This window comes from Streptomyces sp. NBC_00259 (assembly GCF_036181745.1).
Lineage (GTDB): Bacteria > Actinomycetota > Actinomycetes > Streptomycetales > Streptomycetaceae > Streptomyces > Streptomyces pratisoli.
In genome coordinates this window covers 4,493,664-4,519,926 of the sequence record NZ_CP108080.1, presented here as the reverse complement: position 1 = coordinate 4,519,926, position 26,263 = coordinate 4,493,664, and the positions used below count along the sequence as shown (strand labels likewise).

Genomic DNA, 26,263 nt, shown 5'->3' with positions numbered 1-26,263 from the left:
AGGGCCGTCAGAGCCAGCCGTTGCGCCGGAAGCCCCGGTGGATCACGAAGCAGGAGACGGCGATGACGCCGAGGACGACCGGGTAGCCATAGGTCCAGCGCAGCTCGGGTACGTGCTCGAAGTTCATGCCGTAGACCCCGCAGACCATCGTCGGGACGGCCACGATCGCCGCCCACGCCGTGATCTTCCGCATGTCCTCGTTCTGGGCGACCGTCATCTGTGCCAGATGCGCCTGCAGGATCGAGTCCAGCAGCGAGTCGTACTCGTTTATCTGCTCGTTGACCCGGGCGAGGTGGTCCGAGACATCGCGGAAGTACGGCCGTATCTCCGGGGCGATCAGCAGGGCGGGCTGGGTGGCGAGCGACTCCAGAGGGCGGTTCAGCGGGGACACGGCCCGCTTGAACTCCAGCAGTTCCCGCTTGAGCTGGTAGATCCGCCCCGCCTCACCGCGGCCCACGTCACCGCGCCCCGCGTGCTCCGAGAAGACGGCCGTCTCGACCGCGTCGATGTCGTCCTGTACGGCGTCGGCGACGGCCAGGTACTCGTCGACGACGAAGTCGGCCACCGCGTGCAGCACCGAGGAAGGACCCTTGGTGAGCTGGTCGGGTACGGTCTCCAGCGCCTCGCGCAGCGGGCCGAGCGAGCCGTGCCGTCCGTACCGGATGGTGATCACGAAGTCCCGGCCGGTGATCACGGTGATCTCGCCGGTCTCCACGACCTGGCTGGTGGCGGTCAGCTGGTCGTGCTCGGCGTACCCGACCGTCTTGAAGACCGCGAGCAATGTGTCGTCGTAGCGCACGACCTTCGGCCGGCTATGGGCGTTGACGGCGTCCTCGACGGTCAGCGGATGCAGACCGAACAGCTCCGCGAGCCCGGTGAACTCCTCGTGCGTGGGCTCGTGCAGCCCGATCCAGACGAAGCTGCTGCCGGCGGGATCGGCGCTGTTCTCCTTACGCACGCGGCGCAGCGCCTCCTCGGCCGGACAGCTCCCTGCCTGCCGTACCCCGTCCGTGTAGCCCACACAGTTGACGACGGCGCTGCCGAGCGGCGACCGCGCCGGGTGGCTCAGGTCGACCGTACGGCGATACGCGCGGCGTACGGCACGGCGGAGGTTGCGGATCATCGACAACACGGACTCCCGGGCGGACTTGGGGTGGTTCTCAGGCCAGCCTCCCGAACGGGAAGTCGCTTGTAAATGTCGGCCGTGAATGTCGGCCCGGGCTTCGGGTGCCGCCGGGCTCCCTGTGCCGGAGATGCGTGAGGAATCTCTTTCGGAGGGATTCGTCACGGCGAAAGTCCCGTGAGGGTCCTGCGGTGATCCTGCGTCCCTCGCGATTTCGGTGATCGGCACGCCTGCTTGCCGGACATTCTTTTGAACGGTGAACTAACTCCAGCCGGGCACCGCGACTGCCGATGTCCGGAATGCGCCCGTCGTGAGTACGTACCGACGTGTCGCACTGGCGTGTCGCACCGATCTGTCGTGACCGGCGCGTCGTGACAGCCGTGTCGTGACAGCCGTGTCGTGACAGCCGAGTCATGAGATTCCGACTTCCCCGAGGAGGGTCCGGCGTGGGTGACGTCCTGCTGGTCCTGTGCATCCCCCTGACGGTCTGCGCGAGCGGTGTCTACGCGGTGTGCGACAGCTGGTGGCGGCGACGCAGGCGCGTGGCGGCCCCCTCGTCGCACGCGCGTCCGGGTATGCGCCCGGATGCCTGGCCGTACGCGTATCCGTACGCGCACACGGGCGCGCACGTCGGTGCCTGGCGCGCGGAGCGGGAGATGCTCGTGGCGGCCGAGGAGATCGTGGACGAGGCGTACGCACGGCTCGCGGGTCTGTACGACGGCACGTGCACGGACGGCGGCTGCGGCGAGGGCGTCTGCCCGGGCGACCGCGTCTGCGCGGACGGCGTCCGGACCGGCGACCAGGAGTCCGCTGACGCACACGCCGTCGTCGGCGCGCACGTCAGCGGGGTCGGCGGGTTGAACGGGACCAGCGGAACCAGCGGAACCGGCGGGATCAGCGGGATCAGCGGGATCAGCGCGGACTCCAGCCCGGATCGCGACCCGTCGTCGCCAGCACCCGCGCGAACACGGACGCGTCCGCCGGCACCCTGACAGCCTCGCCGAACGCTCCCCACTCCCTGGCCATCGGCGCCATCGCCTCGACCGCCGGGCCCAGTTCGGCGACCACGTCCGGATCGGGGTCGTAGCGCTGTCCGGTCGCCCGGGCGAGGTCCCAGGCGTGCACGGTCAGATCGCCCAGCACCATGAACCCGACGGTCCTGGCCGGAAGGCCGAGCGACCCCGTGGTGCCCTCCTCGGCCCCCGGCCCGGCCCATGCCTCGACCAGACGGGAGGTCTCGTCGGCGAAGAGGGCCTGCCAGTCACCCGCCGTACGGTCGGGCGTCGTGGAGAAGTCGGAGTCCTTCTTCGCGGCGAGCGCCTGGAAGTTGACCACCACGTGGAGGAGGTGGTTGATCAGGGCGCGTACGTCGTACTCGGGACACGGGGTCGGAGCGGTCAGCTTGTCGGCGGTCACCGCGCGGACGACGGGAAGGGCACGCGCGGTCGTGGCTCGGAGCAGTTCACTGATGGCCTTCATGCCCGCGACGCTGGCAGTCGCGGGGCCGCTGTGTCTTGAAGAAACGCGACATAGGATCCGGACATGGTGAGCAGGAGCGAGCCGTGGACGACGGAGGCACGGGGAGGACGGGGACCTCGGCCGGCGGACGGGCCGCGCCGCGACACCCGTGGGATCGTCGACGCCCCGGACCTCTTCGCCCACGTCCGCTTCCGGCGCCGCGAGCCGGCCCCGCCGCTGCGGCCGTACCTGGAGCACTACTGGCTGATCGACTGGGACCTGGCCGAGCCGTACGTCACCCATGTGGTGCCTCATCCGTCCGTGAACGCCGTCTTCCAGCGATACGGGGACGAGCGGCCCTGGGGCGAGGTCGCGGGCATCGGCCTCGGACTCTTCACGAGGAAGCTGGAGGGGCGGGGGCGGGTCTGCGGCGTGCAGTTCCGGCCCGGCGGCTTCCGGCCGTTCGCGCCGGGGCGGCCGGTGTCGGAGTGGACGGGCCGCCAGGTGCCGGACCACGAGGTGTTCGCGTCGGCGGACGCCGCGGCCATCGTGCTCCCGGACGACGAGGACGCGCGCGTCGCGGCGCTCGACGCCTTCCTGCTCGGTCTCGGGCCGGAGGCCGATCCGCAGGCCGAGCGGGCGATGGCGCTGGTCGAGCAGGTCCGTACCGACCGGGCGATCCGCCGGGTCGCCCAACTCTCCGCGGCGGAAGGGGTGTCGGCGCGGACCCTGCAGCGGCTCTTCGCGGAGTACGTCGGAGTCGGACCCAAGTGGGTCATCCTGCGCTACCGCGTGCATGAGGCCCTGGAGCGGGCCGAGGCGGAAAGCCGCGCTTCCGCCGTTTCCGGCACCGGAAGCGGCGAAGGCGTCAAGGACGACGGGAGCGGCGTGCGCGGTGGCAGCGTCGGGCGCGGCGAGCCGGACTGGGCCGCGCTCGCCGCCGAACTCGGCTACAGCGACCAGGCCCACCTCGTACGGGACTTCACCTCGACGGTCGGCGTGCCGCCAACGGCCTACGCGGCAACGCGAACGCCCAGGTGAGGACCGCTTTCCCGGCGCGTTGTCGGTCCCGGGGCGTACGGTGCCGGGCATGGACGACACGACGCGGGTTGTGCGGATCGAGCCCTGGACGGACGACGACTTCGAGCTGCTCCGGGCCATCAACGCGCCCGAGTCGATGGTGCACCTGGGCGGTCCGGAGTCGGACGCGAAGCTGGCCGAGCGGCACAAGCGGTACGTGGCCCTGAGCGCGGACGGGACCGGCGCGGGGCGGATGTACCGCGTGGTGCTGACCGACGGGAGCGACGAGGCCGCCGGATCGATCGGCTTCTGGGAGAAGACCTGGCGCGGCGTGCAGGTGTACGAGACGGGGTGGAGCATCCTCCCCGGCTTCCAGGGGCGCGGCGTCGCCACGGCGGCGACCCTGGCCGTCATCGAGGAGGCCCGCGCGGCGCACAGGCACCGCCATCTGCACGCCTTTCCGTCCGTGGACAACGTGCCGTCGAACGCGGTGTGCCGGAAGGCGGGCTTCACGCTCCTCGGGGAGTGCGACTTCGAGTATCCGCCGGGCACGCCCTTGCGCAGCAACGACTGGCGCTTCGACCTCGGCGGGACGGACGCCACGGCGGCGTCCTGATATCTCCCTGGCTGGGACGGTCCGCCCGATGGGATGCTGGCCGCGTGAACGGACCGGAGATCCACATCAGCTTCGCCCCTGAGCTGCGGCTCTTCGTCGCGGCGGAGCGCCGCGACGGGCGGACGCCCCTCGTCACCGACGGCTCCTCGACCCTCGGCCACGTCGTCGAGTCGCTCGGGGTCCCGCTCACCGAGGCCGGGCGACTGCTGGTGGACGGCGCCCGGGTCGAGGCGTCGCACATTCCCGCCGCGGGCGAACAGGTGCGGGTCCTGGGCTTCGAGCGCCCGCAGTCCGTGCCCGGCGCCCCGCTCCGCTTCCTGCTCGACGTCCATCTCGGCACCCTCGCCCGGCGCCTGCGGCTCCTGGGTGTCGACGCGGCCTACGAGAGCGAGGACATCGGCGACGCGGCACTGGCCACGCTCTCGGCACGGGAGCGGCGCGTGATGCTGTCCCGGGACCGCGGGCTGCTGCGCCGCCGAGAGCTGTGGGCCGGTGCGTACGTGTACAGCGACCGCCCCGACGACCAGCTCCGTGACGTGCTCCAGCGGTTCGCGCCCGCCCTCGCACCGTGGACCCGCTGCACGGCCTGCAACGGCCCGCTCGCGGACACGGACAAGGAGGCGGTGGAGCACCAACTGGAGCAGGGCACCCAGCGCTCGTACGACGTGTTCGCCCAGTGCACCGCGTGTGAGCGCGTCTACTGGCGAGGAGCCCACCACGCCCGCCTGGAGGCGATCGTCGAGGGCGCGCTGCGCGAGTTCGGCGGCGCGGCCGCCTGAGCGGTTACGGCTTCTCGGGCGGTTACGGCTTCTCGGCGGTCAGGTACCGCTGAATCGTGGGGGCCAGCCAGGCGATCACTTCGTCCTTGGTCATGTCGACGGCCGGCGGGATCCGCAGAACGTAGCGGGCGAGAGCCATCCCCAGGATCTGCGAGCCGGCGAGCGCGGCCCGGCGCGGGACCTCTTCGGGCACCGGGCAGACCCCGGCCGCGACGGGCAGCAGCTGCGACCTGAACACCTGCCGCATGCGCTCGGCACCCGCCGTGTTGGTGACGCCCACGCGCAGCATGGCCGTGAGCACCTCGTCGTCCTCCCAGCGGTCGAGGAAGTGGGAGACGAGCACCGCGCCGACGTCGCGGCCGGGCGCGGCACCCAGCTCCGGCAGCCGCAGGTCGATCTCGGAAGCGGCGATGAACAGCCCCTCCTTGTTGCCGTAGTAGCGCATCACCATCGACGGGTCGATTCCGGCGTCCTTGGCGATGGCCCGGATCGTGGCCCGCTCGTACCCGTCCGCGGCGAAGCGTTCCCGGGCGGCTTCGAGGATCGCGGCACGGGTCGCGTCCGAACGGCGGGGGGCGGCGGCAGCTGCTTCCGAACTCATGCCAACAACTGTAGGCCAACAAGCGTTGACACTCCAGATCCGGCGAGCGTAGCTTTGCCTACAAGCGTTGGCACACAAGCGTTGACCTACACGCGTTGGCAGGAGGCTGTCATGACCGGCAAGCCCAGCTCCGACCGCACCACCCACACCACCCACGCCACCGACGTCACCGTCGTCGGCGGGGGCCCGACCGGCCTGCTGCTCGCAGGCGACCTCGCCACCGCCGGAGTCCGGGTCACCGTCGTCGAGCGCCGCCCGGAGCGGACGAGCAATCTGACCCGCGCCTTCGGTGTGCACGCCCGCACGCTGGAGCTGCTCGACGCCCGCGGTCTCGCGGACGAGCTGGTGAGCAGGGGCACGCCCATGACGCGTCTGCAGTTCTTCGGCCGGCTCGCCCTCGACCTCTCCCGCCTGCGGACCCGCTACCCCTATCTGCTGATCACCCCGCAGTACGAGGTCGAGCGGCTGCTGAAGCGCCGGGCGCTCGCCGCGGGGGCCGCGTTCCGGTACGGCACGGAGCTGCGCGGTCTGCGGCAGGACGACGGCTCGGTCACGGCCGAGCTGCGCGACGAGGAGGGCCGGGACGCGACGCTGCGCTCCCGCTACCTGGTCGGCACGGACGGGGTGCGCAGTTCCGTGCGCACGGCTCTGGGCCTGCCGTTCCCCGGTGGGTCGGTCATCCGCTCCATGGCCATGGCGGACGTCCGCCTCGCACAGGAGCCGAAGAGCCCGCTCTTCGCCGGTGGCACGGGGGACGCGTTCGCCGTCGCCGCCTCCTTCGGCGACGGGTGGTACCGCGTGATGGCCTGGCGGCGCAGCCACCAGGTCCCGGAGAGCGAGCCGCTGGACCTGGAGGAGGTGCGCGACATCGCGCGCCAGGCCTTCGGCACGGACTTCGGCATGCGCGACCCCCGCTGGCTGTCCCGCTTCCACAGCGACGAGCGCCAGGTGCCGGAGTACCGCAAGGGCCGGGTCTTCCTCGCCGGGGACGCGGCCCATGTCCACTCCCCCGCCGGCGGCCAGGGCATGAACACGGGCATGCAGGACGCGGCGAACCTGTCCTGGAAGCTCGCCGCGGTGCTGAACGGCCACGCGCCGGCCGCCGACGCGCTCCTCGACACGTACCAGTCGGAGCGGCATCCGGTCGGCGCGACCGTGCTGCGCAGCAGCGGTGCGATCGTCCGCCTCGCCATGGCGCACACGCCGGCCAGGCGTCTGTTCCGCTCCCTGGTCGCCGGATTCCTCGACACGGTCCGTCCGGCCTCCGACAAGGCGATGGGCATGGTCTCCGGCATCGGCATCTCGTACGGCAGCGGCGGCAGGCGCGGTGCCCACCGGACGACGGGCAGGCGTGCCCCCGACCTGGACCTCAAGGAGGGCCGGCTCTACGAACTGCTGCGCAGGGGCGCGTTCGTCCTGGTCACCCCGGACGGCGTGGACGCGGCACCGCCCGCGGCGCCCGCCGCGCCGGGCCCCGTCACCCTGGCCCACTGGCGTACCCCGCACCGCGCGGCCCTGCTGGTCCGCCCGGACGGATACATCGCCTGGGCGAAGGACTGACCGCCCGGAGCACCATGGCAAGCTGCCCCCATGCTCGTCGCCCGTTCCGCGCTCCTGTTCACCGTCGCCGCGTTCTTCGAGATCGGCGGCGCCTGGCTCGTCTGGCAGGGCGTGCGTGAGCACCGCGGATGGATCTGGATCGGCGCCGGCGTCATCGCGCTGGGCGCGTACGGGTTCGTGGCCACGTTCCAGCCGCAGGGCGACTTCGGCCGGGTCCTCGCCGCCTACGGCGGGGTGTTCGTGGCCGGTTCACTCGTCTGGGGCATGGTGGCCGACGGCTACCGTCCCGACCGCTGGGACATCGCCGGAGCCCTGATCTGCCTGGCCGGAATGGCCGTGATCATGTACGCGCCGCGCGGCCGCTGACTGTTGCCTATCCTGATTTCTGGTATCGATCAGTTGACCGAGGAGCCGTCATGACCGCCACGCCCATCGCCGTCGTCACCGGAGCGAGCAGCGGAATCGGCGCCGCCACCGCGCGGGCACTCGCCTCGGCCGGCTACCACGTGATCCTCACCGCCCGCCGCAAGGACCGTATCGAGGCCCTCGCCGCCGAACTGACCGACGCGGGCCACCGCGCCACCGCCCGCACCCTCGACGTCACCGACCGTGCGGCCGTCGACGCCCTCGCCGCCTCCCTCGACGGCGCCGGCCCGGTCAAGGTCCTCGTCAACAACGCGGGCGGAGCGATCGGCGCGGACCCGGTCGCGACCGGCGACCCGGCCGACTGGCGCCAGATGTACGAGGTCAACGTCATCGGCACCCTCAACCTCACACAGGCGCTGCTCCCCGCCCTCACCGCCAGCGGGGACGGCACGGTCGTCGTCCTCTCCTCCACCGCGGGCCACGCCACCTACGAGGGCGGCGCGGGCTACGTCGCCGCCAAGAACGGCGCCCGCGTCCTCGCCGAGACCCTCCGCCTGGAGATCGTCGGCACACCGGTCCGCGTCGTCGAGATCGCCCCCGGGATGGTCAGGACGGAGGAGTTCGCGACGACCCGTTTCCGCGGCGACACCGAGAAGGCCGCCAAGGTGTACGCGGGCGTGGCGGAGCCCCTCACCGCCGACGACGTCGCCGAGACGATCACCTGGGCCGTCAGCCGCCCGTCCCACGTCAACATCGACCTCCTGATCGTCCGCCCCCGCGCCCAGGCCTCGAACGCCAAGGTCCACCGCGAACAGTGAGCTGACCTCCGTCAGCGGATGCTGGCGCCGTACACGTGGTCGACCGGCATCACCATGAGCACTCGGCGCTCGGACACCATCACCGACCGGTACTCGTCCCAGTCCGGGTGCTCCCCGGCGGCGTGCCGGTAGTACTCCACCAGCGCCTCGACCTCGGGACCGTGGGGATCGGTCCCCGGTCCGGTGAGCGTCGCCACGCCCTCCGCCGTGGCCCACGACCAGCCGTCGGGGCCGGTGACCTCCAGCGCGGCTCGTGGATCCCGGCGAAGATTCGCCGTCTTGGCGCGTCCTTCGGTCATCGAGACGTAGAGGACGTCGGCCTCCTGGTCGTAGAAGGGCATGACGGGGGAGAGCTGGGGGCGGCCGTCCGACTTGATCGTCGCGAGGACACCGAGCCGGCTTTCGGCGAGCAGCGAGCGCGGGTTGAACGGTGTGGTGGTCATGTAAGGGCCAAGTCTCCGAGGGGCAGGGGCTATTCCTCGCGGGCTGTTCCCGGCGCGGCCGGCGAGGACGTCCCGTACCGGCCGAAGGCCGAGCGCGGCCCGCTCGGGATCAGTGCCCCGGAGCACGGGTCTCGACGGCCCCGGCGGGAGCAGCCCAGCCATTCGGCTGCTGCCGGCTCGCGCACGCTTTCCGGCCGCGATGTCGTGGACACCGACGCGTGCCGACGTCCAGCGCAGGGGTGGCATCGGACGCTCGGCCGTGGAGGAACGACCATGCCCGTACCCGGACCGATACCTGGACCGATATCCGGACCGATGTCCGACCCCGCACTCGCACCCGCACCCGCACCCGCACCGATATCCGCGCCCGTGAAGGGCCGTCGCCGCTGTGCCGCGCTCATCGCCGCCGTGGTGACCTGCTCGACGGTGCTGACCGGCCCGGACCGTGCCGTGGCGGACGGCGCGCCGACGCCTTCGGTGCCCGCACCGACGCTGGACTGGAAACCGTGCGTCCAGGGCAGTCCGTTCGACTGCGCGACCGCGAAAGTGCCGCTGGACCACCGCGATCCCGGAGGCCGCACCATCGAGCTGGCGGTCATCAAGCACAAGGCGACCGGCCCCGGACGGCGCATCGGAACCCTGTTCTTCAACCCCGGCGGCCCCGGCGGCCCGGGAACGGTGCAGATGCCGCAGAACTACGAGCTCTTCCCGCGGGAGGTACGGGAGCGGTTCGACGTCGTCAGCTGGGATCCACGCGGAATCGGCAACAGCACCGCGGTGAACTGCTTCGCGAGTACCAAGGAGGCCGAGGCCTGGACGTCGGGCAAACCGGCGGGCTTCCCGGTGGGCGCGCAGCAGCGGGCGGCCTGGATCGCCGCGTACAAGGAACTGATCCGGGGCTGTCAGCAGCGTGACCCGGAGCTTCTGCGCCATGTGTCGACCGACGACACCGCTCGCGACCTCGACCAGCTCCGCCGCGCGGTGGGCGACCCGCAACTCACCTACCTCGGGATCTCCTACGGCACGATCCTCGGCGCCACCTACGCCAACCTCTTTCCCGCCCGGGTCCGCGCCATGGTCCTCGACAGCAACATCGACCCGCTGGCGTGGACGAACCACGCGTCCGACGCCGACCCCCGGCTCCCGACGTTCCTGCGCATGGGCGCGGACGCCGGCGCGGCCGCGACCCTGGACCGCTTCCTCGCCCTGTGCGGCTCCGCCACCACCGCCCGCTGCGCCTTCTCCGCCGGCGGCCCGAAAGCGACACGGGACAAGTTCGACCAGTTGATGCGGCGCCTCCGGACGCACCCGGTGGGTGCGTGGACCTACGGCCGTACGGTCGGTGACACGGTGAACAGCCTCTACGTCGTCCACCCCGGATGGACGTCCCTCGCCGACAAGCTGCAGGACCTGTGGCAGGGCCGCGCCCCGGAACCGGCCCCGCTGCCGCCCCCGCCGCCGGTCCCGCATCCGAATCCGTACCTCGGCGACGAGCAGGCCGGTGCCGTGCTCTGCTCCGACAGCCCCAATCCGCGCGACCCCGCGGTCTACGACGCCCTGGCGGAGGCCGCCGCCGTCCGCGCGGGCGACGCCGGCCGCTTCTGGACCTGGGCCTCGGAACCCTGTGCCACCTGGCCGGTCGCCGCCCACCGCTACCGCGGCCCGTGGAACAGGCCGACGGCGCACCCCGTCCTGGTGGTCGGCACCACCTACGACCCCGCCACGCCCTACCGGGACGCGCGGGCCATGGCCGAGGAACTGGCCGACGCCCGCCTGCTCACCCACGACGGGTACGGGCACACCGCGCTGATCAACCCCAGCAGCTGCGTGAAGGAACACGAGAGCCGCTACCTCGTCGACGGCACCCTCCCGCCGGCCGGAACGAGGTGCCGGCAGGACACGCCCCCCTTCTCCGCCCCCAGACCCAGCGGCGGCGTCGCCACCGGCGGCGGAGCGCTGGCCGGCCTCGTCCCCCGCCATGACGGTCGCCCGTGAGTCAGTGCCGGAAGGCGCTGACGTCCCCGGGCTCGGACTCCAGCGCCGCGCGGTCGAACTTCAGCATGCCGAGGAAGAACACCCCGCCCACGAGGAGCAGCCCGACCACGATCACGACGGAGACGAGCGCCTCCCGGGGTGCCACCAGCACGAACAGCGCGATCAGCGTCCACACCAGCGCGCAGATCGCGATCGGCAGCTCGAAGCGCCCGAGGTCGAAGGCACCCTTCCGGCGGTCCAGTCGTTTGCGCACCGCCAGGTAGAGGACGATCGTCGAGCCGTAGGTGATCGCCGGGAGGATCGTCGACGCCGTGATCAGCTCCAGCAGCGCGGCTCCCGGCAGCACGACCATCAGAACGACCCCGAGGACGAAGATCAGGATCGTCGCCGGGATCGGCGTCCGCGTGCGCGGGTTGACCCGCCGCATCAACCGGTGCGCGGGGAAGCGTGAGTCCCGCGACATCGCGAAGACGAGCCGCGCGCACGAGACCATCACCACGATCCCGGCGCCGAAGAACGCGAACGTGATCGCGACCAGCAGCGTCCTCTCCATCGCCGGACCGAGGTGATCCCGCATGATCGCCGCGACCGGCGAGCCGTCGGCGCTGATCCGGGGGATGTCGTCGATCGCGAGGGTGAGCGTGATCAGAAACAGCATCCCCAGGAGCCCGGCCGCCACGACCGACCCCACGATCGCGCGCGGCACGCTGCGGTAGGGATCCTTGGCCTCCTCGGCCAGGTTCGCCGCGGAGTCGAAGCCGACGAGCGTGGCGAGGCCCATGATCATCGCGAGCATCAGCCCGCCTCCGACGGCGAAGTAGTCGGGTGCGCTCTCGGTGACACCGCGCGAGGTGAGGTTGCCGGCCGCACCGTTGCCCGTGATCGCCACGGCGATGACGAGCGCGATCGCCACCACCACGACGAGCGCCAGTTCGAGGCCCACCGCGGCCGTGTTGATCAGGCTGACGATGCGTGTCGAGGCCACGGCGATCACGGTCTGGACGAGCAGCACCGCAAGGGTGATCAGACGTGCGGTGCCCTCGTCCGGCTCGATGCCGACGAGCGGCATGAACGCCTGACTCGCCAGCGCGTTGTCGACCGCCACCACGCCGATCGCCAGGTAGCAGAAGGTCAGCCAGCCGAACCCCCAGCCGACCTTCGGGCTGGCCAGCCGTGAGGCCCATTGGTAGGAGGAGCCGCTGAGCGGGATGCGGGCCGCGAGCTGCGCGACCACCAACGCCACCAGACTCTGCCCCACCGCCGCGATGACCCAGAGCCAGATCCCGACCGGTCCCGCGGTCACCAGCACTTCGTCGTACGTCGCGAAGATGCCCACGGCCACCGAGATGAACGCGAACGAGATCGCGAATACCTGGAAGGAGCCGAGCGTCCGTTTCAGCTCCTGCTGGTAGCCCCCGAGTTCGACGGACCGGTCGCCGTCGTCCGTGCCGCCCGTCGAAGCTTCCGCCACCTCGGCCACCTCGGCCACCTCGCCCTCGGTCAGGCCCTCCGGGCAGGAACACCACGGCAGAGCCCGACCAGTGTCCACTTCGCGCCCTGTATGTCACGTTTCCTTCATGTGCGACACGTCCATGGGATCCGCACCCCCGCGGGATCCGGCGCGCAGGAAAGCCCCCGGACGGATTCCGTCCGGGGGCTCACCGATGACGTCGTTGCGGCTTCTCACTCCGTGCGCAGTCCGTCCGGGCGGGTCATGCGCCACAGCGGTGGCAGGCTGAGGGCCGTGACCAGCAGGATGAGGCCGGCGCCGACTCCTGTGACGGGCAGGAACGCCCACCAGTCGGTGACCTGTTTGTCGATCATCCTCAGCAGCGCGAGGCCGAGGCCGATGCCGGTGGTGATCGCGAGGGCGAGTCCCATCACGATGGGTACGGCCGTCTGCCAGAGCACGGACCAGCTCAGGGTGGCGCGTGGGGTGCCGAAGGCGACGAGTACCGACAGCAGTCGTCTGCGCTCCCGCAGTTGTTCGACGGTGGAGACGAACATGGACGCGGCGACCACCAGCATGGTCACGGCGGCGCCGACGAACAGCCCGGTGCGGACGCTGGAATACCGGCTGTCCCGTTCGAAGTTCTGCATCGTCCGGACGTCGGTCACGGGGTTGATGGCGGCCGCGGTGTTGCGGGCGTGCTCGGCCGCGTCCGGGACCTTCGGGTCGAGCCGGATCATCGCCGTGGTCGTGGGGTCCTGCAGCTTCGACACGTCGATGGTGGACGGCGTGGCCAGAATGCCGGTGATGTCCATCCGCCCCATCGGGTGGGTTCGGGTGTCCACCGCCTCGGCAGTCGCCGGGATGCGCCACAGCTCGGGTTCGGTCTCCTTCACCGCCCCGTACCGCGTGTGGAGGTCGACCTGCGCGCCGGGCTGTGCCGGATCTTCGTCCGGCGGCCGCAGCTTGCCGTGCTTACTGGCGATGAAGACGTCGCCGTCCTTGCAGGAGGGCAGTTTCGCCAGCTCCCGCAGTGACGGGCAGTCGCCCACGGTGATGCCGGCCGTAGGGATGTAGGACTCGCCGGATCGCCGCGGCCCGGGCCGTTCGGCGTAGGCCTCGATGGTGCCGATCACGCCGGTGACGCCCTTGGTCGCCGCGTACTTCTCGATGATCTCGCGGCTGGTGGTGCCGTCCGCACCGGGCACGGACGTGAACAGCTGGGCGCGGGCGGTGTCCATGCCGGTCGGCTTCATGAAGTCGCTCTGCATGGAGGTGAAGAGCATCTGGAGCGCGATCCCGCCGGCCGCCGCGACCATGATGCCGCTGACGGCACGGGACGCCGTGCCGCTGCTCAGCTGGAGCCGCCGCACGGCCAACTGCCAGGAGACCGGGCCTCCGCGCAGCCGGCCGACCACGGCCTCCACCAGCCACGGCAGCAGCGCGGTGATCCCGAGCAGCAGCAGCAGCGAGCCGCCGACGATCTGATACGAGGCGATGTCGGAGTCGTTCATGTCGATCTGGCCGGCCAGGGGCAGCAACAGGGCGAGCCCCGCGACCGGCAGCAGCACACGCCACCAGAGCCGGCGCCGCCGGGGAGCCGTGTTCCGTACGACACCGAGCGGCTCGATCGACACGCCGCGCAGGGTGAACAGCGTGACCGCGATCGCGCAGGCCGGCACCACGACGGCGATCAGCGCGGCCAGGCCCGGGTTCGGCATGAGGTCGGACGGGAACAGGTTGACGCCCCAGACCGTCACCGAGCCGGCCAACTGCCGTACGAGCATGAAGATGCCGAGGCCCGCGACCAGTCCGAAGAGCGACTCGCACAGCGACTCACCGGCCGCGATCCGCCGCGTCATCGCCCGGTCGGAGCCGACCAGACGCAGCGCGGCCAGCCGCCGGTCACGCTGCTCGCTGCCGAAGCGCGTGGCGGTGGCGATGAACACGGCCACCGGCAGGAGCAGGACCACGCAGGCCATCACGATGACGAGCAGGAGAACCGCGTTCATCGGGTCGCTGCCCATGGGCGAGCCGAAGCCGTCGGAACGCTCGCTGGAAGCGGCTTGGAGACTGGCGCTGCCCGCGTAGTAGAAGAGTTCGCTCGGGCCGACCAGGCCCTGGTCACCGATGGTGGCGGTGATCCGGTACGGCAGGCGGTCCTTCAGCAACGCCCCCTCGGGGGAGGCGAGCAGATCCGCGAGTGCCGGGGAGACGGCCATCTCGCCCGGCCCCGGCAGCTTCGCCAGCCCGGGAGGCACGGGGGCCCGCCCGCCGTCGGGACGCAACACCGTGCCCCTGATCGTGTCCCCGCGGTAGAGCGTCTCGGTCTCGACGAAGAGGAAGGAACGCTCGGAGGGCTTCGCCTCCCCGTGCATGACCGGAATGACGTAACGGCCCTCCACGCGGTCGTCACGGCTCTCAAGAAGGTGGGGCACCGAGGCCGCGGTCAGCAGCAGGCAGACACCCAGGCCCACACCGACGGCGGTGAGGATCGTGCGGGTCCAGCCCCGGCGGCCACCGGTCACGGCGAACCGGGCACCCATCGCCAGATCACGAACCCAGGCACGGACCCTTCTCACGCCACACCCACCGTGCTCCGCACCTTGCCGTCGCGGACGGAGACCTCGCGGTCGGAGTACGCGGCGACCCGGGCTTCGTGGGTCACCAGGACGACCGCGGCACCGCTGTCCCTGGCAGCGGCGGTGAGCAGCTGCATCACCCGCTCGCCGTTGAACGAGTCCAGCGCGCCGGTCGGTTCGTCGGCGAAGAGCACCCGCGGCGACGTGACCAGCGCGCGGGCCACGGCGACGCGCTGCCCCTGACCGCCGGAGACCTCACCGGGCCTCTTCTGCCTCACCTCGGCGACCTCCAGGCGCTCCAGCCACTCCCCCGCCTTGCGCTCGGCGTCCTTGCGGCGGACGCCGTTCAGCCGCAGAGGCAGTGCGACGTTCTCCACGCAGGTCAACTCGGGTACGAGCTGGCCGAACTGGAAGACGAAGCCGAAGTCGCCGCGCCGCAGGGCGCTGCGTTCCGTGTCGCTCATCGCCGACAGTTCACGGCCGTCGTAGGTGATGGCGCCCGAGTCGGGGGTGACGATTCCGGCGAGGCAGTGCAGCAGAGTCGACTTGCCGGACCCGGAAGGGCCCATGACGGCGACGATCTCGCCCGCGTCGACCGCGAACTCGGCACCGTCGAGGGCGGTCGTGGGCCCGTACACCTTGTGCAGTGCGGTCGCCGTGAGCAGAGGCCCGCTCACCTGGCGAGCTCCTTCGCCAGCTGGTCGAGCCGGGCGGCGGTCAGCTCCAGCCAGCGCAGATCGGCTTCCAGGTGGAACAGCGCGTGGTCGCAGATGAGCTGGTCCGCCAGGTCACCACCCTGCTTGCGACGGGTGAGGTCACGCATCAGCCGCAGATGCTCCGCACGCTGCGTCTCCAGCAGCTCACCTGCACTGCGGCCGGTGAGCAGCGCGAGGACGACCTTCGTGTACAGGGTCGACTGGAGGTACGGCTCCGGCTTCTCGGGTGTGGCGAGCCACTGGGCGACGTCGGTGACCCCGGCTCCGGTGATGGCGTACCGCTTGCGCTCAGGACCACCGCCTGCCTCGACACCGTCGACCTCGACAAGGCCGTTCTTCAGCAGGCGGGACATCGTCGCGTAGACCTGGCCGTAGGCGAGAGGCCGGTCGTGACCGAACTTCTCGTCGAAGGCGCGCTTGAGGTCGTAGCCGTGACGCGGGCCGGACTCCAGGAGTCCGAGCAATGTGTGGCCGATGGACATGCGAGCACTATACAAGCGGTGTATATACCGCATGCACAGTTGATCGCGCACAGGCGATGGGGCCGCTCCCCGGCCGGGCTGCGGGGAACGTGAATGTCGGACCTCGCGCGGCATCTGATCTGGAGATTCATGACTGCGCCCTTGGGCTTCGTGCGCTAGTCGCAGGGTGTATACACCGCACGTATACGCACTATGTATAGTCGGATCTGCGTGCACGGCCGATCGATCGCGGCACTCGCCGTGCCCCGTTGCGCGCTCACACCAGGACCAAGCCCCCCCACAGGGAGAAGCACCGCCATGCCCGAAACCTCCGACACCACGACCACCAGCCCCGGCACGGCGGGTCGGACCCGGCTCAGGATCGCCTCCGCACTCGCCGCGATGTCCCTCGCCGCAGTCGCTCTCACCGGCTGCTCGATGGACCGCGTCTCACCCTCCGAGGCCCGCGCAGACGCGCTGGAGAACCCCGCAGCCTCGACCGCAGGGGACGGGAAGTCCCAGGCAGCGGGCTCCGCCGGACGCAACGCGGCCTCCGCCAAGGCGCCGGTCGACTGCGAGAAGGCCAAGTGCATCGCCCTGACCTTCGACGGCGGGCCCGGTAAGGACACTCCCCAGCTCCTCGACATCCTCAAGAAGGAGAAGGTCCACGCCACCTTCTTCCTGCTGGGCGAGAACCACGTGCTCAAGTACCCGGAGACCGTGCGCCGCCTCGCCGCCGAGGGCCATGAGGTGGCCAACCACACCTGGACCCACGAACGGCTCGACACGCTCGACAAGGACGCCATACGCGACGAACTGGCCCGCACTCAGGACGCCATAGCCGCCATCACCGGCAAGAAGCCCACCCTGATGCGCCCGCCGCAGGGCCGGATCAACGACGACGTCACGGCCGTCAGCAAGGAGCTCGGCCTCTCCCTGGTGCTGTGGAGCACCACCGCGAAGGACTTCTCCACCACGGACTCGGCCCTGATCGCAGAGCGCACCCTCGACCAGGCCGACCGGGACGGCATCATCCTGCTCCACGACATCTACGACGGCACCGTCCCCGCCGTGCCCGCGATCATCACCGAGCTGAAGAAGCGCGGCTACACCTTCGTCACGGTCCCCGAACTCCTCCACCCCGCCAAGCCGGTGCCCGGAACCGTGTACGACCAGTGAAACCACCCGGAACCACTCGCTGAAACTGCACGGAACCATCGACAGCTGTTGTGACCGTGCTCGTTGGACCACAAAGCCCCGGACGCACAGTCCGGGGCCCGTCGATCACGTGGTGTGCTGGATTCAGCCCTTCACACAGATGACCTGCTTGATCTTCGCGACGACCTGCACCAGGTCCTTCTGCTGATCGATCACCTGGCTGATCGGCTTGTACGCGGCCGGGATCTCGTCCACGACCCCGGAGTCCTTACGGCACTCCACGCCCCGCGTCTGGTCCTCGAGATCCTTAGTGGAGAACTTCCGCTTCGCCGCGTTCCGGCTCATCCGCCGACCGGCACCGTGCGACGCCGAGTTGAACGACTTCGGGTTGCCCAGACCGCGGACGATGTACGACTCCGTACCCATGGAACCAGGGATGATCCCCCACTCCCCCGAGCCCGCGCTGATCGCTCCCTTCCGGGTGACCAGCAGATCCATCCCCTCGTACCGCTCCTCCGCCACGTAGTTGTGGTGGCAGGAGATGACCGGATCGAAGGTGACCTTCGCCTTCCGGAACTCCCTGCGGACCACTTCCTGGAAGAGCCCCATCATCAGCGCGCGGTTGTACTTCGCGTACTCCTGCGCCCAGAACAGGTCGCTCCGGTAGACGGCCATCTGCGGGGTGTCCGCGACGAACACCGCCAGGTCGCGGTCGATCAGGCCCTGGTTGTGCGGCAGCTTCTGGGCCTCGCCGATGTGGTGCTCGGCGAGCTCCTTGCCGATGTTCCGCGAGCCGGAGTGCAGCATGAGCCATACGGAGCCGGACTCGTCCAGGCAGAACTCGACGAAGTGGTTTCCGGAACCGAGCGTCCCCATCTGCTTGGCCGCCCGCTCCCTGCGGAACTTGACCGCGTCCGCGATCCCGTCGAACCGCGACCAGAAGTCGTCGAAGCCCGACACCGGGAATCCGTACACCCGGCCCGGGTCCACCGGGTCGTCGTGCATACCGCGCCCGACCGGGATCGCCTGCTCGATCTTGGAACGGAGCCGGGACAGATCGCCCGGCAGGTCGTTCGCGGTGAGCGAGGTCTTCACGGCGGACATTCCGCAGCCGATGTCGACACCGACCGCCGCCGGGCAGACCGCACCGTGCATGGCGATGACCGAGCCGACCGTCGCGCCCTTGCCGTAGTGCACGTCCGGCATCACGGCGAGGCCCTTGATCCAGGGGAGCGTCGCGACGTTCCGCAGCTGCTGCATGGCGCCGTCCTCGACCGTGGACGGGTCCGTCCACATCCGGATCGGGACCTTCGCGCCGGGCACCTCTACATACGACATACTTCCTCGATTCCCCCGATAAGCCGACTAACGCAAAACCGGCGCCAGGATCAGCAAAAGGGACAGCGGACCGGCGTTCACAGCTGCGCGTGCGATACACATTGTGTCCATCGGCGCGCATCGGGCGGCAACCAGTTTTCGCCGCGCGCAGCAGCGGCCGAGTGTCCGTAAGTGCAGAGAAGGGAGCCTGGGAACGTGCAGCGAAGGGGGTACGTACCCGGTGTCGTGGCGCTCCTCGTGGCGACGCTCGTCACCGGCTGCAGCGCGGGATCCGCCGACGACGGCTCGACCACCGAGGCCAAGACGGGCGAGACCGCGGGCCCCGTCGCACTCCCGGGCAAGTACCGCACGCTCTACGAGCCGTGCGGCGCCGTCGAGCGCGCCATGCTCCGGGATCTGCTCCCCGGCGCCGCCGAGCTGCCCGAGGACCAGCAGGAGAAGGTGTTCCGCGGCACGGCCGCCGTCACGTACGACACCGACCGCCGTGTCGGCTGCAGCTGGAAGGCCGACTCCCCGGAGGCCTCGCACAACCTCCGTATCGACGTCGAGCGCGTCGTCTCCTACGACCAGGACGTCAGCGACGACCAGCGCGCGCAGGAGGTGTACGTCAAGAAGCAGGACTCGGCCGACCTGCCCGTTCCCGCCGGGGGCGGCGCCCCGCAGGACGGCCCCACGGGCGGCACCCCCTCCTCGGGCGCGCCGGCCACGAGCACCGCGCACAACCCCGCCACCACCTCGCCCTCGGCCACCACCTCGCCGTCCGGCGACCCGGGCAGCGCCCCCGAGGGCCTGGAGCCCCGTGTGCTCGACGGCCTCGGCGACGCCGCGTTCCTCGACGACGTCCTCGCCCGGGCCGGTTCCACCGCGCAGCAGCGCACCGTGAGCGTGGTGTTCCGCACATCGAACGTGATCGTGACCGTCCAGTACGGCGAGCAGCCGGCGCGGGTGACGGAGCTGCCGGACAGCAAGGAACTGCAGGAAAAGGCCCAGGGTCTGGCCCGGAAACTGGCCGAGCGCTTCAACGACTAGCGCGTCCGCAGGGGCCTCCTGCGAGCCGCTGCCCGAGCCCGCCGGATCCGTCACTCGCTCCCACCGGACGACTTCGGCGTCGTACCGTGTCGACGTACCGTGGCCGCCCCGGAAGAACCGGACCGTCCGCCCGGATCCGGACTCCCCGTCCGGCAGACGGCGGACCGTACGACACACCGACTGAAGGAACCATGCACCGATCAGCCCCGCGACTCACCCGCATACTCGCCTGCGCCGCCGTCCCGGTGATGCTCGTCGTCGCCGGCTGCTCGTCGGACTCCGACAGCAAGGGCTCGGGCTCGGACACCGGCTCGTCCTCCTCCGAGGGCTCCTCGCCCGACACGAAGCAGTCCGCGGCGACCGTGGAGCCCGCGAAGTTCGCCAAGCTCCCCCAGCCCTGCAAGGCCCTCGCCTCGAAGACGATCGAGGAGCTGGTGCCCAAGGTGAAGAACAAGGCCGGCACGGCCGGCACCTCCAGCGACACGGGCGTCCGCGGCAGCTGCTCCTGGAACGGCCTGGAGGACAAGGGCGTCAAGGGCTCGAACTACCGCTGGCTCGACGTGTCCTTCCAGCGTTTCGAGTCCGAGGCCGGGCTGGGCAGCGGCGAGGAGCGCGCCAAGGACGCGTACGAGAAGGAGGTCGCCAAGACCCGGGCGACGGACGGCGCCAAGGGCGTCAAGACCTCCCCCGCGGCGGGTGTCGGCGAAGAGGCCACGGCGATCGGCTTCGGCCTCAAGAAGACCGGCGAAGACTTCAAGTACGCAACGATCGTGGCTCGTACCGGCAACGTCGTGGTCACGCTCGGGTACAACGGTGCCGGATACGCGGGGGCGAAGACCCCGGACGCGTCGGCGCTGATGAAGGACGCGGTGACCGCGGCCAAGGAGGCCACGACCTCGGTCGCGAAGGCCAACTAGGCTCGCGGCGGGCCGGGAGACCGGCCACACCCGCAGGCCGGCGGACCGACGGTCCGGTCGCCTGCGGACCCAACCCCCACACCTGCACCATCTGTTGGACGGTCGGGAAGCACCGGCATCCGGCCGGAGCCCGGACCTCCCCGGAGGCCCGGGCTCCGCATTCATGTGCCAGGCTTGGCCCGCGCCACCGGCGCCACAAAAGGACAAGGGAGGGGATCGCGGGTGGCCGCGATGCAGCTGACACGCACGCACCGCATACTCATCGGCGTGGTGGTCGCCGGTGCGGTGATCATCGCCGCGATCGGTTTCGCCGGATCGTACGCCGCCGTGCGCGAGCTCGCCGAGCAGAAGGGCTTCGGCGACTTCTCCCTGGTCTTCCCCATCGGCATCGACGCGGGCATCTGTGTGCTGCTCGCCCTCGACCTGCTGCTGACCTGGATACGCATACCCTTCCCGCTGCTGCGCCAGACGGCGTGGCTGCTGACGGCGGCGACGATCGCGTTCAACGGCGCGGCCGCCTGGCCGGACCCGCTCGGCGTCGGTATGCACGCCGTCATCCCGGTCCTGTTCGTGGTCTCCGTCGAGGCCGCCCGCCACGCGGTGGGCCGGATCGCGGACATCACGGCCGACAAGCACATGGAGGGCGTGCGCCTCACCCGCTGGCTGCTCTCCCCTATCCCCACCTTCCGGCTGTGGCGCCGGATGAAGCTGTGGGAGCTGCGCAGTTACGAGCAGGTCATCAAGCTGGAGCAGGACCGGCTGATCTACCAGGCCCGGCTCCAGGCCCGCTACGGGCGTGCGTGGCGCCGCAAGGCGCCGGTCGAGGCGCTGATGCCGCTGCGGCTCGCGAGATACGGCGTTCCGCTGGCGGAGACGGCCCCCGCGGGGCTGGCCGCCGCCGGGATCGAGCCGGTGCTGCTGCCCCCGGACCCTCAGGTGGACGTCATCGCGGACAGTCGTGCCGTCCGCGCGACGCCCGTTCCGCAGAAGGCGGCACCTGCCGGCGAGCAGCGCCCCCAGCTGGAGAGCCCCTCCCCCCAGCAACCGGACTACGCCGAGCAGCAGCCCCCCGTCGACGAAAGCCCCTGGCTCCACGCCCGGAACCCTCAAGAGGTCCCGTACCAGGGCGGCTACGACCCCTCGTACGACCCCGAGGAGCAGCAGTACGGGCAGTGGTACGAGGAGCAGGGCCCGCAGCAGTACCAGACCGAGCAGTACCAGCAGGTGGAGCAGTACCCCGCCGAGCAGTACCCGGCTGAGCAGTACCAGCAGCAGTACGAGGAGTCCGAGCCCTGGAACGGGGAGTCCTCCTCGGAGGAGACCGGCAGCTTCCCCATCCCCGCCGGCCCCGGCCGCACCCGGGAAATGGGCGAGGGCGGCGGCACCCCCGAACCCGCCGCCCCGGACGAGGAGTCGTACTACCAGGTCTTCAAGAAGTCGATAAACGGCAGCTACCCGACGCCGCGCGAGTTCATCGACAACGTGGAGGCCGAGTTCCGCGTCACCCTCCCTGCCGAGGAGTCGAAGCGCATGGTCAACCGCTTCACCAACCGCCACACCGCGGAGCTGGAAGAGGACCACATCGCGTAGCACCATTTCCGCGTAGGACCGCAGCGCGTAGGACCGCAGCGCGTACGGCGAAGGGCTCCCACCCCGAGAGGGTGGGAGCCCTTCGTCCGTCGTGCGGCCCCGTGATCAGGCAGCGAGCAGCTTGCGCACCCGGTCCGCCCCGACCGCCAGCAGCAGGGTCGGCAGCCGCGGCCCCGTCTCCCGGCTGACCAGCAGGCGGTACAGCAGCGCGAAGAAGGAGCGCTGGGCGGTCTTCAGCTCAGGCGTCGGCTTGGCGTCCGGCTCCAGGCCCGCCATCACCTTCGGCACTCCGTAGACGAGCGTGGTGAGCCCGTCCAGCGACCAGTGCGAGTCCAGGCCGTCGAGCAGCAGGCGCAGCGATTCGCGCGCCTCGTCGTCGAGCGAGCCGAGCAGCTCCGTGTCGGGCTCGGAGCGCACGATCGTCCGGGCGTCGGCCGGGACCTGGGTAGTGATCCAGTTCTCCGCGCGGTCGAGCCGGGGCCGCGCCTCGTCCAGCGAGGACAGCGGGTTCGCCGGGTCCAGCTCGCTCAGGATGCGCAGCGTCTGCTCGTCGTGGCCGGCGGTGATGTCGACGACCGACGCGAGCGTCCGGTACGGCAGCGGCCGGGGCGTACGCGGCAGCTCACCGGCGGCGGTGCGCACCGCGCGGGAGTGGGCGGCGGCGTCGGCCGGCAGCACGGAACCGTCCGCGACCTTGGACTCCAGCTTGTCCCACTCGTCGTAGAGCCGCTGGATCTCCTGGTCGAAGGCGATCTTGAAGGACTGGTTGGGCCTGCGGCGCGCGTACAGCCAGCGCAGCAGCGGAGCCTCCATGATCTTCAGCGCGTCCGCCGGCGTCGGCACGCCACCGCGCGACGACGACATCTTGGCCATGCCGGAGATGCCCACGAACGCGTACATCGGGCCGATCGGCTGCACTCCGTCGAAGATCTCGCGGACGATCTGGCCGCCCACGACGAACGACGACCCGGGCGACGAGTGGTCGACACCGCTCGGCTCGAAGATCACGCCCTCGAAGGCCCAGCGCATCGGCCAGTCGACCTTCCAGACGAGCTTGCCGCGGTTGAACTCGCTGAGCCGGACCGTCTCGGAGAAGCCGCACGCCGTGCAGGAGTACGTCAGCTCGGTCGTCGCGTCGATGTACTCCGTGACGGCCGTCAGGTCCTTCTCGCAGTTGCCGCAGTACGGCTTGTACGGGAAGTAGCCGCCGGAGCCGCCGCTGCCGTCGTCCTCGCTCGCCGCGCCGGAGCCCTCCTCGGCCTCCAGCTCGGCCGCGTCGACCGGCTTCTGCTGCTGCTTCTGCTGCTGCTTCTTCTGCTGCTGCTGCTTCGGCTGGCCGTCCTTGGCCTTCGTCCGGTACTGGTCGAGGATGCCGTCGATGTCCGCGCGGTGCTTCATCGCGTGCAGGATCTGCTCGCGGTAGACACCCGAGGTGTACTGCTCGGTCTGGCTGATCCCGTCGTACTCGACACCGAGCTCGGCGAGCGCCTCGACCATCGCGGCCTTGAAGTGCTCCGCCCAGTTCGGGTACGAGGAGCCGGCGGGCGCGGGGACCGAGGTCAGCGGCTTGCCGATGTGCTCGCCCCAGGAGTCGTCGACGCCCGGCACCCCGGCCGGCACCTTGCGGTAGCGGTCGTAGTCGTCCCAGGAGATCAGATGGCGGACCTCGTACCCCCGGCGGCGGATCTCGTCCGCGACCAGGTGCGGGGTCATGACCTCACGCAGATTGCCCAGGTGGATGGGGCCCGACGGCGACAGGCCAGAGGCAACCACGACCGGTTTCCCGGGTGCACGCCGCTCCGACTCGGCGATGACATCGTCCGCGAAACGGGAGACCCAGTCGGTCTCGGTGCTGCTCTGAGCCACGATCGGCACGTCCTTGAATACTTGAGTCTGTCGAAGCCGGTGCCAGCCATTCTCCCAGACGGAACAGCGGGCCCTGTGGTTGTCCACAGCCCCGGACCGGATGGTTGTCCACAGCCCACCGTCGCCTGGAGAAACAGGTTGCTCCCCCATGGGACACTTGACTACCGAATTAGCACCGATCACCCACTGACAGGAACGGAAGCTCATGGCCTCGGTCCCTTCCCTCGCTTCGAACGTGCAGCAGCGCCTCGCGGACGCCCTCTCGGCAGCCCTGCCGGAGGCCGGCTCCGCCGACCCCATGCTGCGACGTAGCGACCGGGCCGACTTCCAGGCCAACGGCATCCTGGCACTCGCCAAGCAGCTGAAGGGCAACCCGCGCGAGCTGGCGACCAAGGTCGTGGAGGCGCTCGGAGCCGATGACCTCCTCAAGGACATCGAGGTATCGGGCCCCGGCTTCCTCAACATCACGATCACCGACGAGGCGATCGTCAGGACCCTCGCCGCCCGCGCCGCGGACGCCCGCCTGGGCGTGCCGCACGCGGAGAAGCCCGGCACGACCGTGATCGACTACGCCCAGCCGAATGTGGCGAAGGAGATGCACGTCGGCCATCTGCGGTCCGCGGTGATCGGCGCGGCCATGGTCGAGATCCTGGAGTTCACGGGCGAGAAGGTGGTCCGTCGCCACCACATCGGCGACTGGGGCACCCAGTTCGGCATGCTCATCCAGTACCTGATCGAGCACCCGCACGAGCTGGACCACAAGGCCGACTCCGCCTCCGGCGAGGAGGCCATGTCCAACCTCAACAGGCTGTACAAGGCCTCGCGCGCGATCTTCGACTCCGACCCGGAGTTCAAGGACCGGGCCCGCCGTCGGGTCGTGGACCTGCAGTCGGGCGACAAGGAGACCCTCGCGCTCTGGCAGCGGTTCGTCGACGAGTCGAAGATCTACTTCTACTCGGTCTTCGAGAAGCTCGACATGGAGATCGACGACCCGGACATCGTCGGCGAGTCGGGCTACAACGACATGCTGGTCGAGACCTGCCGGCTGCTGGAGGAGTCGGGCGTCGCCGTCCGCTCCAACGGCGCGCTGTGCGTCTTCTTCGACGACGTCAAGGGCCCGGACGGCAATCCGGTCCCGCTGATCGTCCAGAAGTCCGACGGCGGTTTCGGCTACGCGGCGACGGACCTCTCCGCGATCCGCGACCGCGTGCAGAACCTCGGCGCGACCACGCTGCTGTACGTGGTGGACGCCCGCCAGTCGCTCCACTTCAAGATGGTCTTCGAGACCGCCCGCCGCATCGGCTGGCTGAACGACGACGTCAAGGCCGCCCAGCTCGCCTTCGGCACGGTCCTCGGCAAGGACGGCAAGCCGTTCAAGACCCGTGAGGGCGAGACGGTGCGCCTGGAAGACCTGCTGGACGAGGCGGTCGACCGGGCGACGGCGGTCGTGCGCGAGAAGGCCGAAAAGGTGGGCCTCACCGAGCAGGAGATCGTCGAGAACGGCCGCTACGTCGGCATCGGCGCGGTGAAGTACGCGGACCTGTCCACGTCGGCCGTCCGGGACTACAAGTTCGACCTGGACCAGATGGTCTCGCTCAACGGCGACACGTCGGTGTACCTCCAGTACGCGTACGCCCGTATCCAGTCGATCCTCCGCAAGGCGGGCGACGCCAAGCCGGCCGCCCACCCGGAGCTCGCGCTGGCCCCGGCCGAGCGGGCGCTCGGGCTGCACCTGGACCAGTTCGGCGAGGTCCTGGCCGAGGTCGCCGCGTCGTACGAGCCGCACAAGCTGGCCGCGTACCTGTACCAGCTGGCGTCCCACCTCACGACGTTCTACGACCAGTGCCAGGTCATCAGCGAGGACAACACGGTGGAGGTCTTCGAGAACCGCCTCTTCCTCGTCGACCTGACCGCCCGCACGCTCCACCAGGGCATGGCGCTCCTCGGCATCCGCACCCCCGAGCGCCTCTGACGCACGACGACGAAGGCGGCCCCGGCGATGTTCGCTCGCCCGGGCCGCCTTCGTCGTTCGCGTCACCGCGTCTTCGCCTCACCGCGTCACCGCGTCAGCGGGTGCGCGGGTCTTCCCGTGGTCTCCTCGATCTCGTCGTGGGCCTTGGTGAGCAGTGTCTGCGCGATGTCCATGAGCGCCCGCGCGCCTGCGATCTCCTCGCCGACCCGCAGCTGTCCCGGATCGGACGGATGACGGCTGGCGTGGCCGTGGCCGCGTACTTCCGTGCCGTCGCCGAGCCGGAGCATCGCGGCCGCCTTGGTCTTGTCGCCTTCCTCCAGAAACTCCATCTCGACGTGCCATCCGACGAGCGTCTGCATGACGGATCACCTCCAGCGGTACCCCTTTCAGGGTGCGCCGGGCCGC

Annotated in this window: 24 protein-coding genes; 13 read left to right on the top strand and 11 right to left on the bottom strand. The window is 70.5% G+C overall.

Going from position 1 to position 26,263, the window contains the following annotated elements; all coding sequences use genetic code 11:
* Positions 1-7: 7 nt before the first annotated feature.
* Entirely contained in the window at positions 8-1,123 is a 1,116-nt protein-coding gene (locus OG766_RS20480) for a magnesium and cobalt transport protein CorA (RefSeq protein ID WP_328725935.1), read from the bottom strand.
* 446 nt (positions 1,124-1,569) lie between these two features.
* Here OG766_RS20480 and OG766_RS20475 point away from each other — a divergent pair, with 446 nt between their 5' ends.
* Complete coding sequence (locus OG766_RS20475; protein ID WP_328725934.1) at positions 1,570-2,115, top strand: hypothetical protein; 546 nt, start codon at positions 1,570-1,572, stop codon at positions 2,113-2,115.
* Here the strand turns inward: OG766_RS20475 and OG766_RS20470 are convergent.
* Positions 2,036-2,602: a TIGR03086 family metal-binding protein gene (locus OG766_RS20470; RefSeq protein WP_266381284.1), complete on the bottom strand. Its 567-nt coding sequence runs from the start codon at positions 2,600-2,602 to the stop codon at positions 2,036-2,038. The two genes, OG766_RS20475 and OG766_RS20470, sit on opposite strands and share 80 nt — an antisense overlap.
* A gap of 63 nt (positions 2,603-2,665) precedes the next feature.
* Here OG766_RS20470 and OG766_RS20465 point away from each other — a divergent pair, with 63 nt between their 5' ends.
* The 3 genes from OG766_RS20465 to OG766_RS20455 are packed head-to-tail and all read left to right on the top strand — an operon-like array spanning position 2,666 to position 4,996.
* The gene (locus tag OG766_RS20465; RefSeq protein ID WP_266381283.1) at positions 2,666-3,622 is read left to right on the top strand and encodes a helix-turn-helix domain-containing protein; all 957 of its coding nucleotides are present in this window, start codon (positions 2,666-2,668) and stop codon (positions 3,620-3,622) included.
* 49 nt (positions 3,623-3,671) lie between these two features.
* Positions 3,672-4,217 (top strand): GNAT family N-acetyltransferase, encoded by a 546-nt coding sequence (locus tag OG766_RS20460; protein ID WP_328725933.1) that lies wholly within the window; start codon positions 3,672-3,674, stop codon positions 4,215-4,217.
* Positions 4,218-4,261: 44 nt separating this feature from the next.
* Positions 4,262-4,996: a Mut7-C RNAse domain-containing protein gene (locus OG766_RS20455; RefSeq protein ID WP_266381281.1), complete on the top strand. Its 735-nt coding sequence runs from the start codon at positions 4,262-4,264 to the stop codon at positions 4,994-4,996.
* Positions 4,997-5,018: 22 nt separating this feature from the next.
* On the opposite strand, the gene OG766_RS20450 is transcribed toward OG766_RS20455, so the two are convergent.
* Positions 5,019-5,597 (bottom strand): TetR/AcrR family transcriptional regulator, encoded by a 579-nt coding sequence (locus OG766_RS20450; RefSeq protein WP_266381280.1) that lies wholly within the window; start codon positions 5,595-5,597, stop codon positions 5,019-5,021.
* Positions 5,598-5,708: 111 nt separating this feature from the next.
* Between OG766_RS20450 and OG766_RS20445 the strand changes: the two genes are divergently transcribed.
* The 3 genes from OG766_RS20445 to OG766_RS20435 are packed head-to-tail and all read left to right on the top strand — an operon-like array spanning position 5,709 to position 8,341.
* Entirely contained in the window at positions 5,709-7,157 is a 1,449-nt protein-coding gene (locus OG766_RS20445) for an FAD-dependent monooxygenase (RefSeq protein ID WP_328725932.1), read from the top strand.
* A gap of 30 nt (positions 7,158-7,187) precedes the next feature.
* Positions 7,188-7,523, top strand: coding sequence for a YnfA family protein (locus OG766_RS20440; protein ID WP_266381278.1), 336 nt, complete (start codon positions 7,188-7,190; stop codon positions 7,521-7,523).
* Positions 7,524-7,573: 50 nt separating this feature from the next.
* Positions 7,574-8,341 (top strand): SDR family NAD(P)-dependent oxidoreductase, encoded by a 768-nt coding sequence (locus OG766_RS20435; RefSeq protein ID WP_266381277.1) that lies wholly within the window; start codon positions 7,574-7,576, stop codon positions 8,339-8,341.
* Between the two features lie 11 nt (positions 8,342-8,352).
* On the opposite strand, the gene OG766_RS20430 is transcribed toward OG766_RS20435, so the two are convergent.
* Positions 8,353-8,784, bottom strand: a complete 432-nt coding sequence (locus OG766_RS20430; protein ID WP_266381276.1) for a PPOX class F420-dependent oxidoreductase — start codon at positions 8,782-8,784, stop codon at positions 8,353-8,355.
* A gap of 315 nt (positions 8,785-9,099) precedes the next feature.
* On the opposite strand from OG766_RS20430, the gene OG766_RS20425 reads away from it, so the two are divergent.
* A complete protein-coding gene (locus OG766_RS20425; protein ID WP_328725931.1) occupies positions 9,100-10,779 on the top strand; it encodes an alpha/beta hydrolase in 1,680 nt (559 codons plus the stop codon).
* A 1-nt stretch (position 10,780) separates the two neighbouring features.
* Here the strand turns inward: OG766_RS20425 and OG766_RS20420 are convergent, their stop codons facing one another.
* The 4 genes from OG766_RS20420 to OG766_RS20405 form a co-directional block, all read right to left on the bottom strand.
* Complete coding sequence (locus OG766_RS20420) at positions 10,781-12,328, bottom strand: APC family permease (protein ID WP_266381274.1); 1,548 nt, start codon at positions 12,326-12,328, stop codon at positions 10,781-10,783.
* A 134-nt stretch (positions 12,329-12,462) separates the two neighbouring features.
* A complete protein-coding gene (locus OG766_RS20415; protein ID WP_328725930.1) occupies positions 12,463-14,775 on the bottom strand; it encodes an FtsX-like permease family protein in 2,313 nt (770 codons plus the stop codon).
* Between the two features lie 32 nt (positions 14,776-14,807).
* Entirely contained in the window at positions 14,808-15,488 is a 681-nt protein-coding gene (locus OG766_RS20410) for an ABC transporter ATP-binding protein (RefSeq protein ID WP_266381272.1), read from the bottom strand.
* Positions 15,485-16,009 (bottom strand): PadR family transcriptional regulator, encoded by a 525-nt coding sequence (locus tag OG766_RS20405; protein WP_266381271.1) that lies wholly within the window; start codon positions 16,007-16,009, stop codon positions 15,485-15,487. The genes OG766_RS20410 and OG766_RS20405 overlap by 4 nt, the downstream gene beginning before the upstream one ends.
* Before the next feature lie 297 nt (positions 16,010-16,306).
* Between OG766_RS20405 and OG766_RS20400 the strand changes: the two genes are divergently transcribed.
* Positions 16,307-17,167, top strand: a complete 861-nt coding sequence (locus OG766_RS20400) for a polysaccharide deacetylase family protein (protein ID WP_328725929.1) — start codon at positions 16,307-16,309, stop codon at positions 17,165-17,167.
* 123 nt (positions 17,168-17,290) lie between these two features.
* On the opposite strand, the gene OG766_RS20395 is transcribed toward OG766_RS20400, so the two are convergent.
* Positions 17,291-18,484, bottom strand: coding sequence for an RtcB family protein (locus OG766_RS20395; RefSeq protein ID WP_328725928.1), 1,194 nt, complete (start codon positions 18,482-18,484; stop codon positions 17,291-17,293).
* 195 nt (positions 18,485-18,679) lie between these two features.
* On the opposite strand from OG766_RS20395, the gene OG766_RS20390 reads away from it, so the two are divergent.
* From OG766_RS20390 to OG766_RS20380, 3 genes are all read left to right on the top strand, one after another.
* Positions 18,680-19,513, top strand: a complete 834-nt coding sequence (locus tag OG766_RS20390) for a DUF3558 domain-containing protein (protein ID WP_328725927.1) — start codon at positions 18,680-18,682, stop codon at positions 19,511-19,513.
* Between the two features lie 191 nt (positions 19,514-19,704).
* Entirely contained in the window at positions 19,705-20,430 is a 726-nt protein-coding gene (locus OG766_RS20385) for a DUF3558 domain-containing protein (RefSeq protein WP_266381266.1), read from the top strand.
* A gap of 231 nt (positions 20,431-20,661) precedes the next feature.
* Complete coding sequence (locus OG766_RS20380; RefSeq protein ID WP_266381264.1) at positions 20,662-22,020, top strand: DUF2637 domain-containing protein; 1,359 nt, start codon at positions 20,662-20,664, stop codon at positions 22,018-22,020.
* Between the two features lie 105 nt (positions 22,021-22,125).
* On the opposite strand, the gene lysS is transcribed toward OG766_RS20380, so the two are convergent.
* Positions 22,126-23,895 carry a lysine--tRNA ligase gene (lysS, locus tag OG766_RS20375; protein WP_328725926.1) on the bottom strand — a complete coding sequence of 590 codons (1,770 nt, stop codon included), beginning with the start codon at positions 23,893-23,895 and terminating at the stop codon, positions 22,126-22,128.
* 196 nt (positions 23,896-24,091) lie between these two features.
* Here lysS and argS point away from each other — a divergent pair, with 196 nt between their 5' ends.
* On the top strand, positions 24,092-25,858 hold the full coding sequence (argS, locus tag OG766_RS20370) for an arginine--tRNA ligase (RefSeq protein WP_266381262.1): 1,767 nt from the start codon (positions 24,092-24,094) through the stop codon (positions 25,856-25,858).
* 86 nt (positions 25,859-25,944) lie between these two features.
* Here argS and OG766_RS20365 read toward each other — a convergent pair whose 3' ends face one another.
* Positions 25,945-26,217, bottom strand: a complete 273-nt coding sequence (locus tag OG766_RS20365) for a DUF1876 domain-containing protein (protein WP_266381260.1) — start codon at positions 26,215-26,217, stop codon at positions 25,945-25,947.
* Positions 26,218-26,263 lie beyond the last annotated feature (46 nt).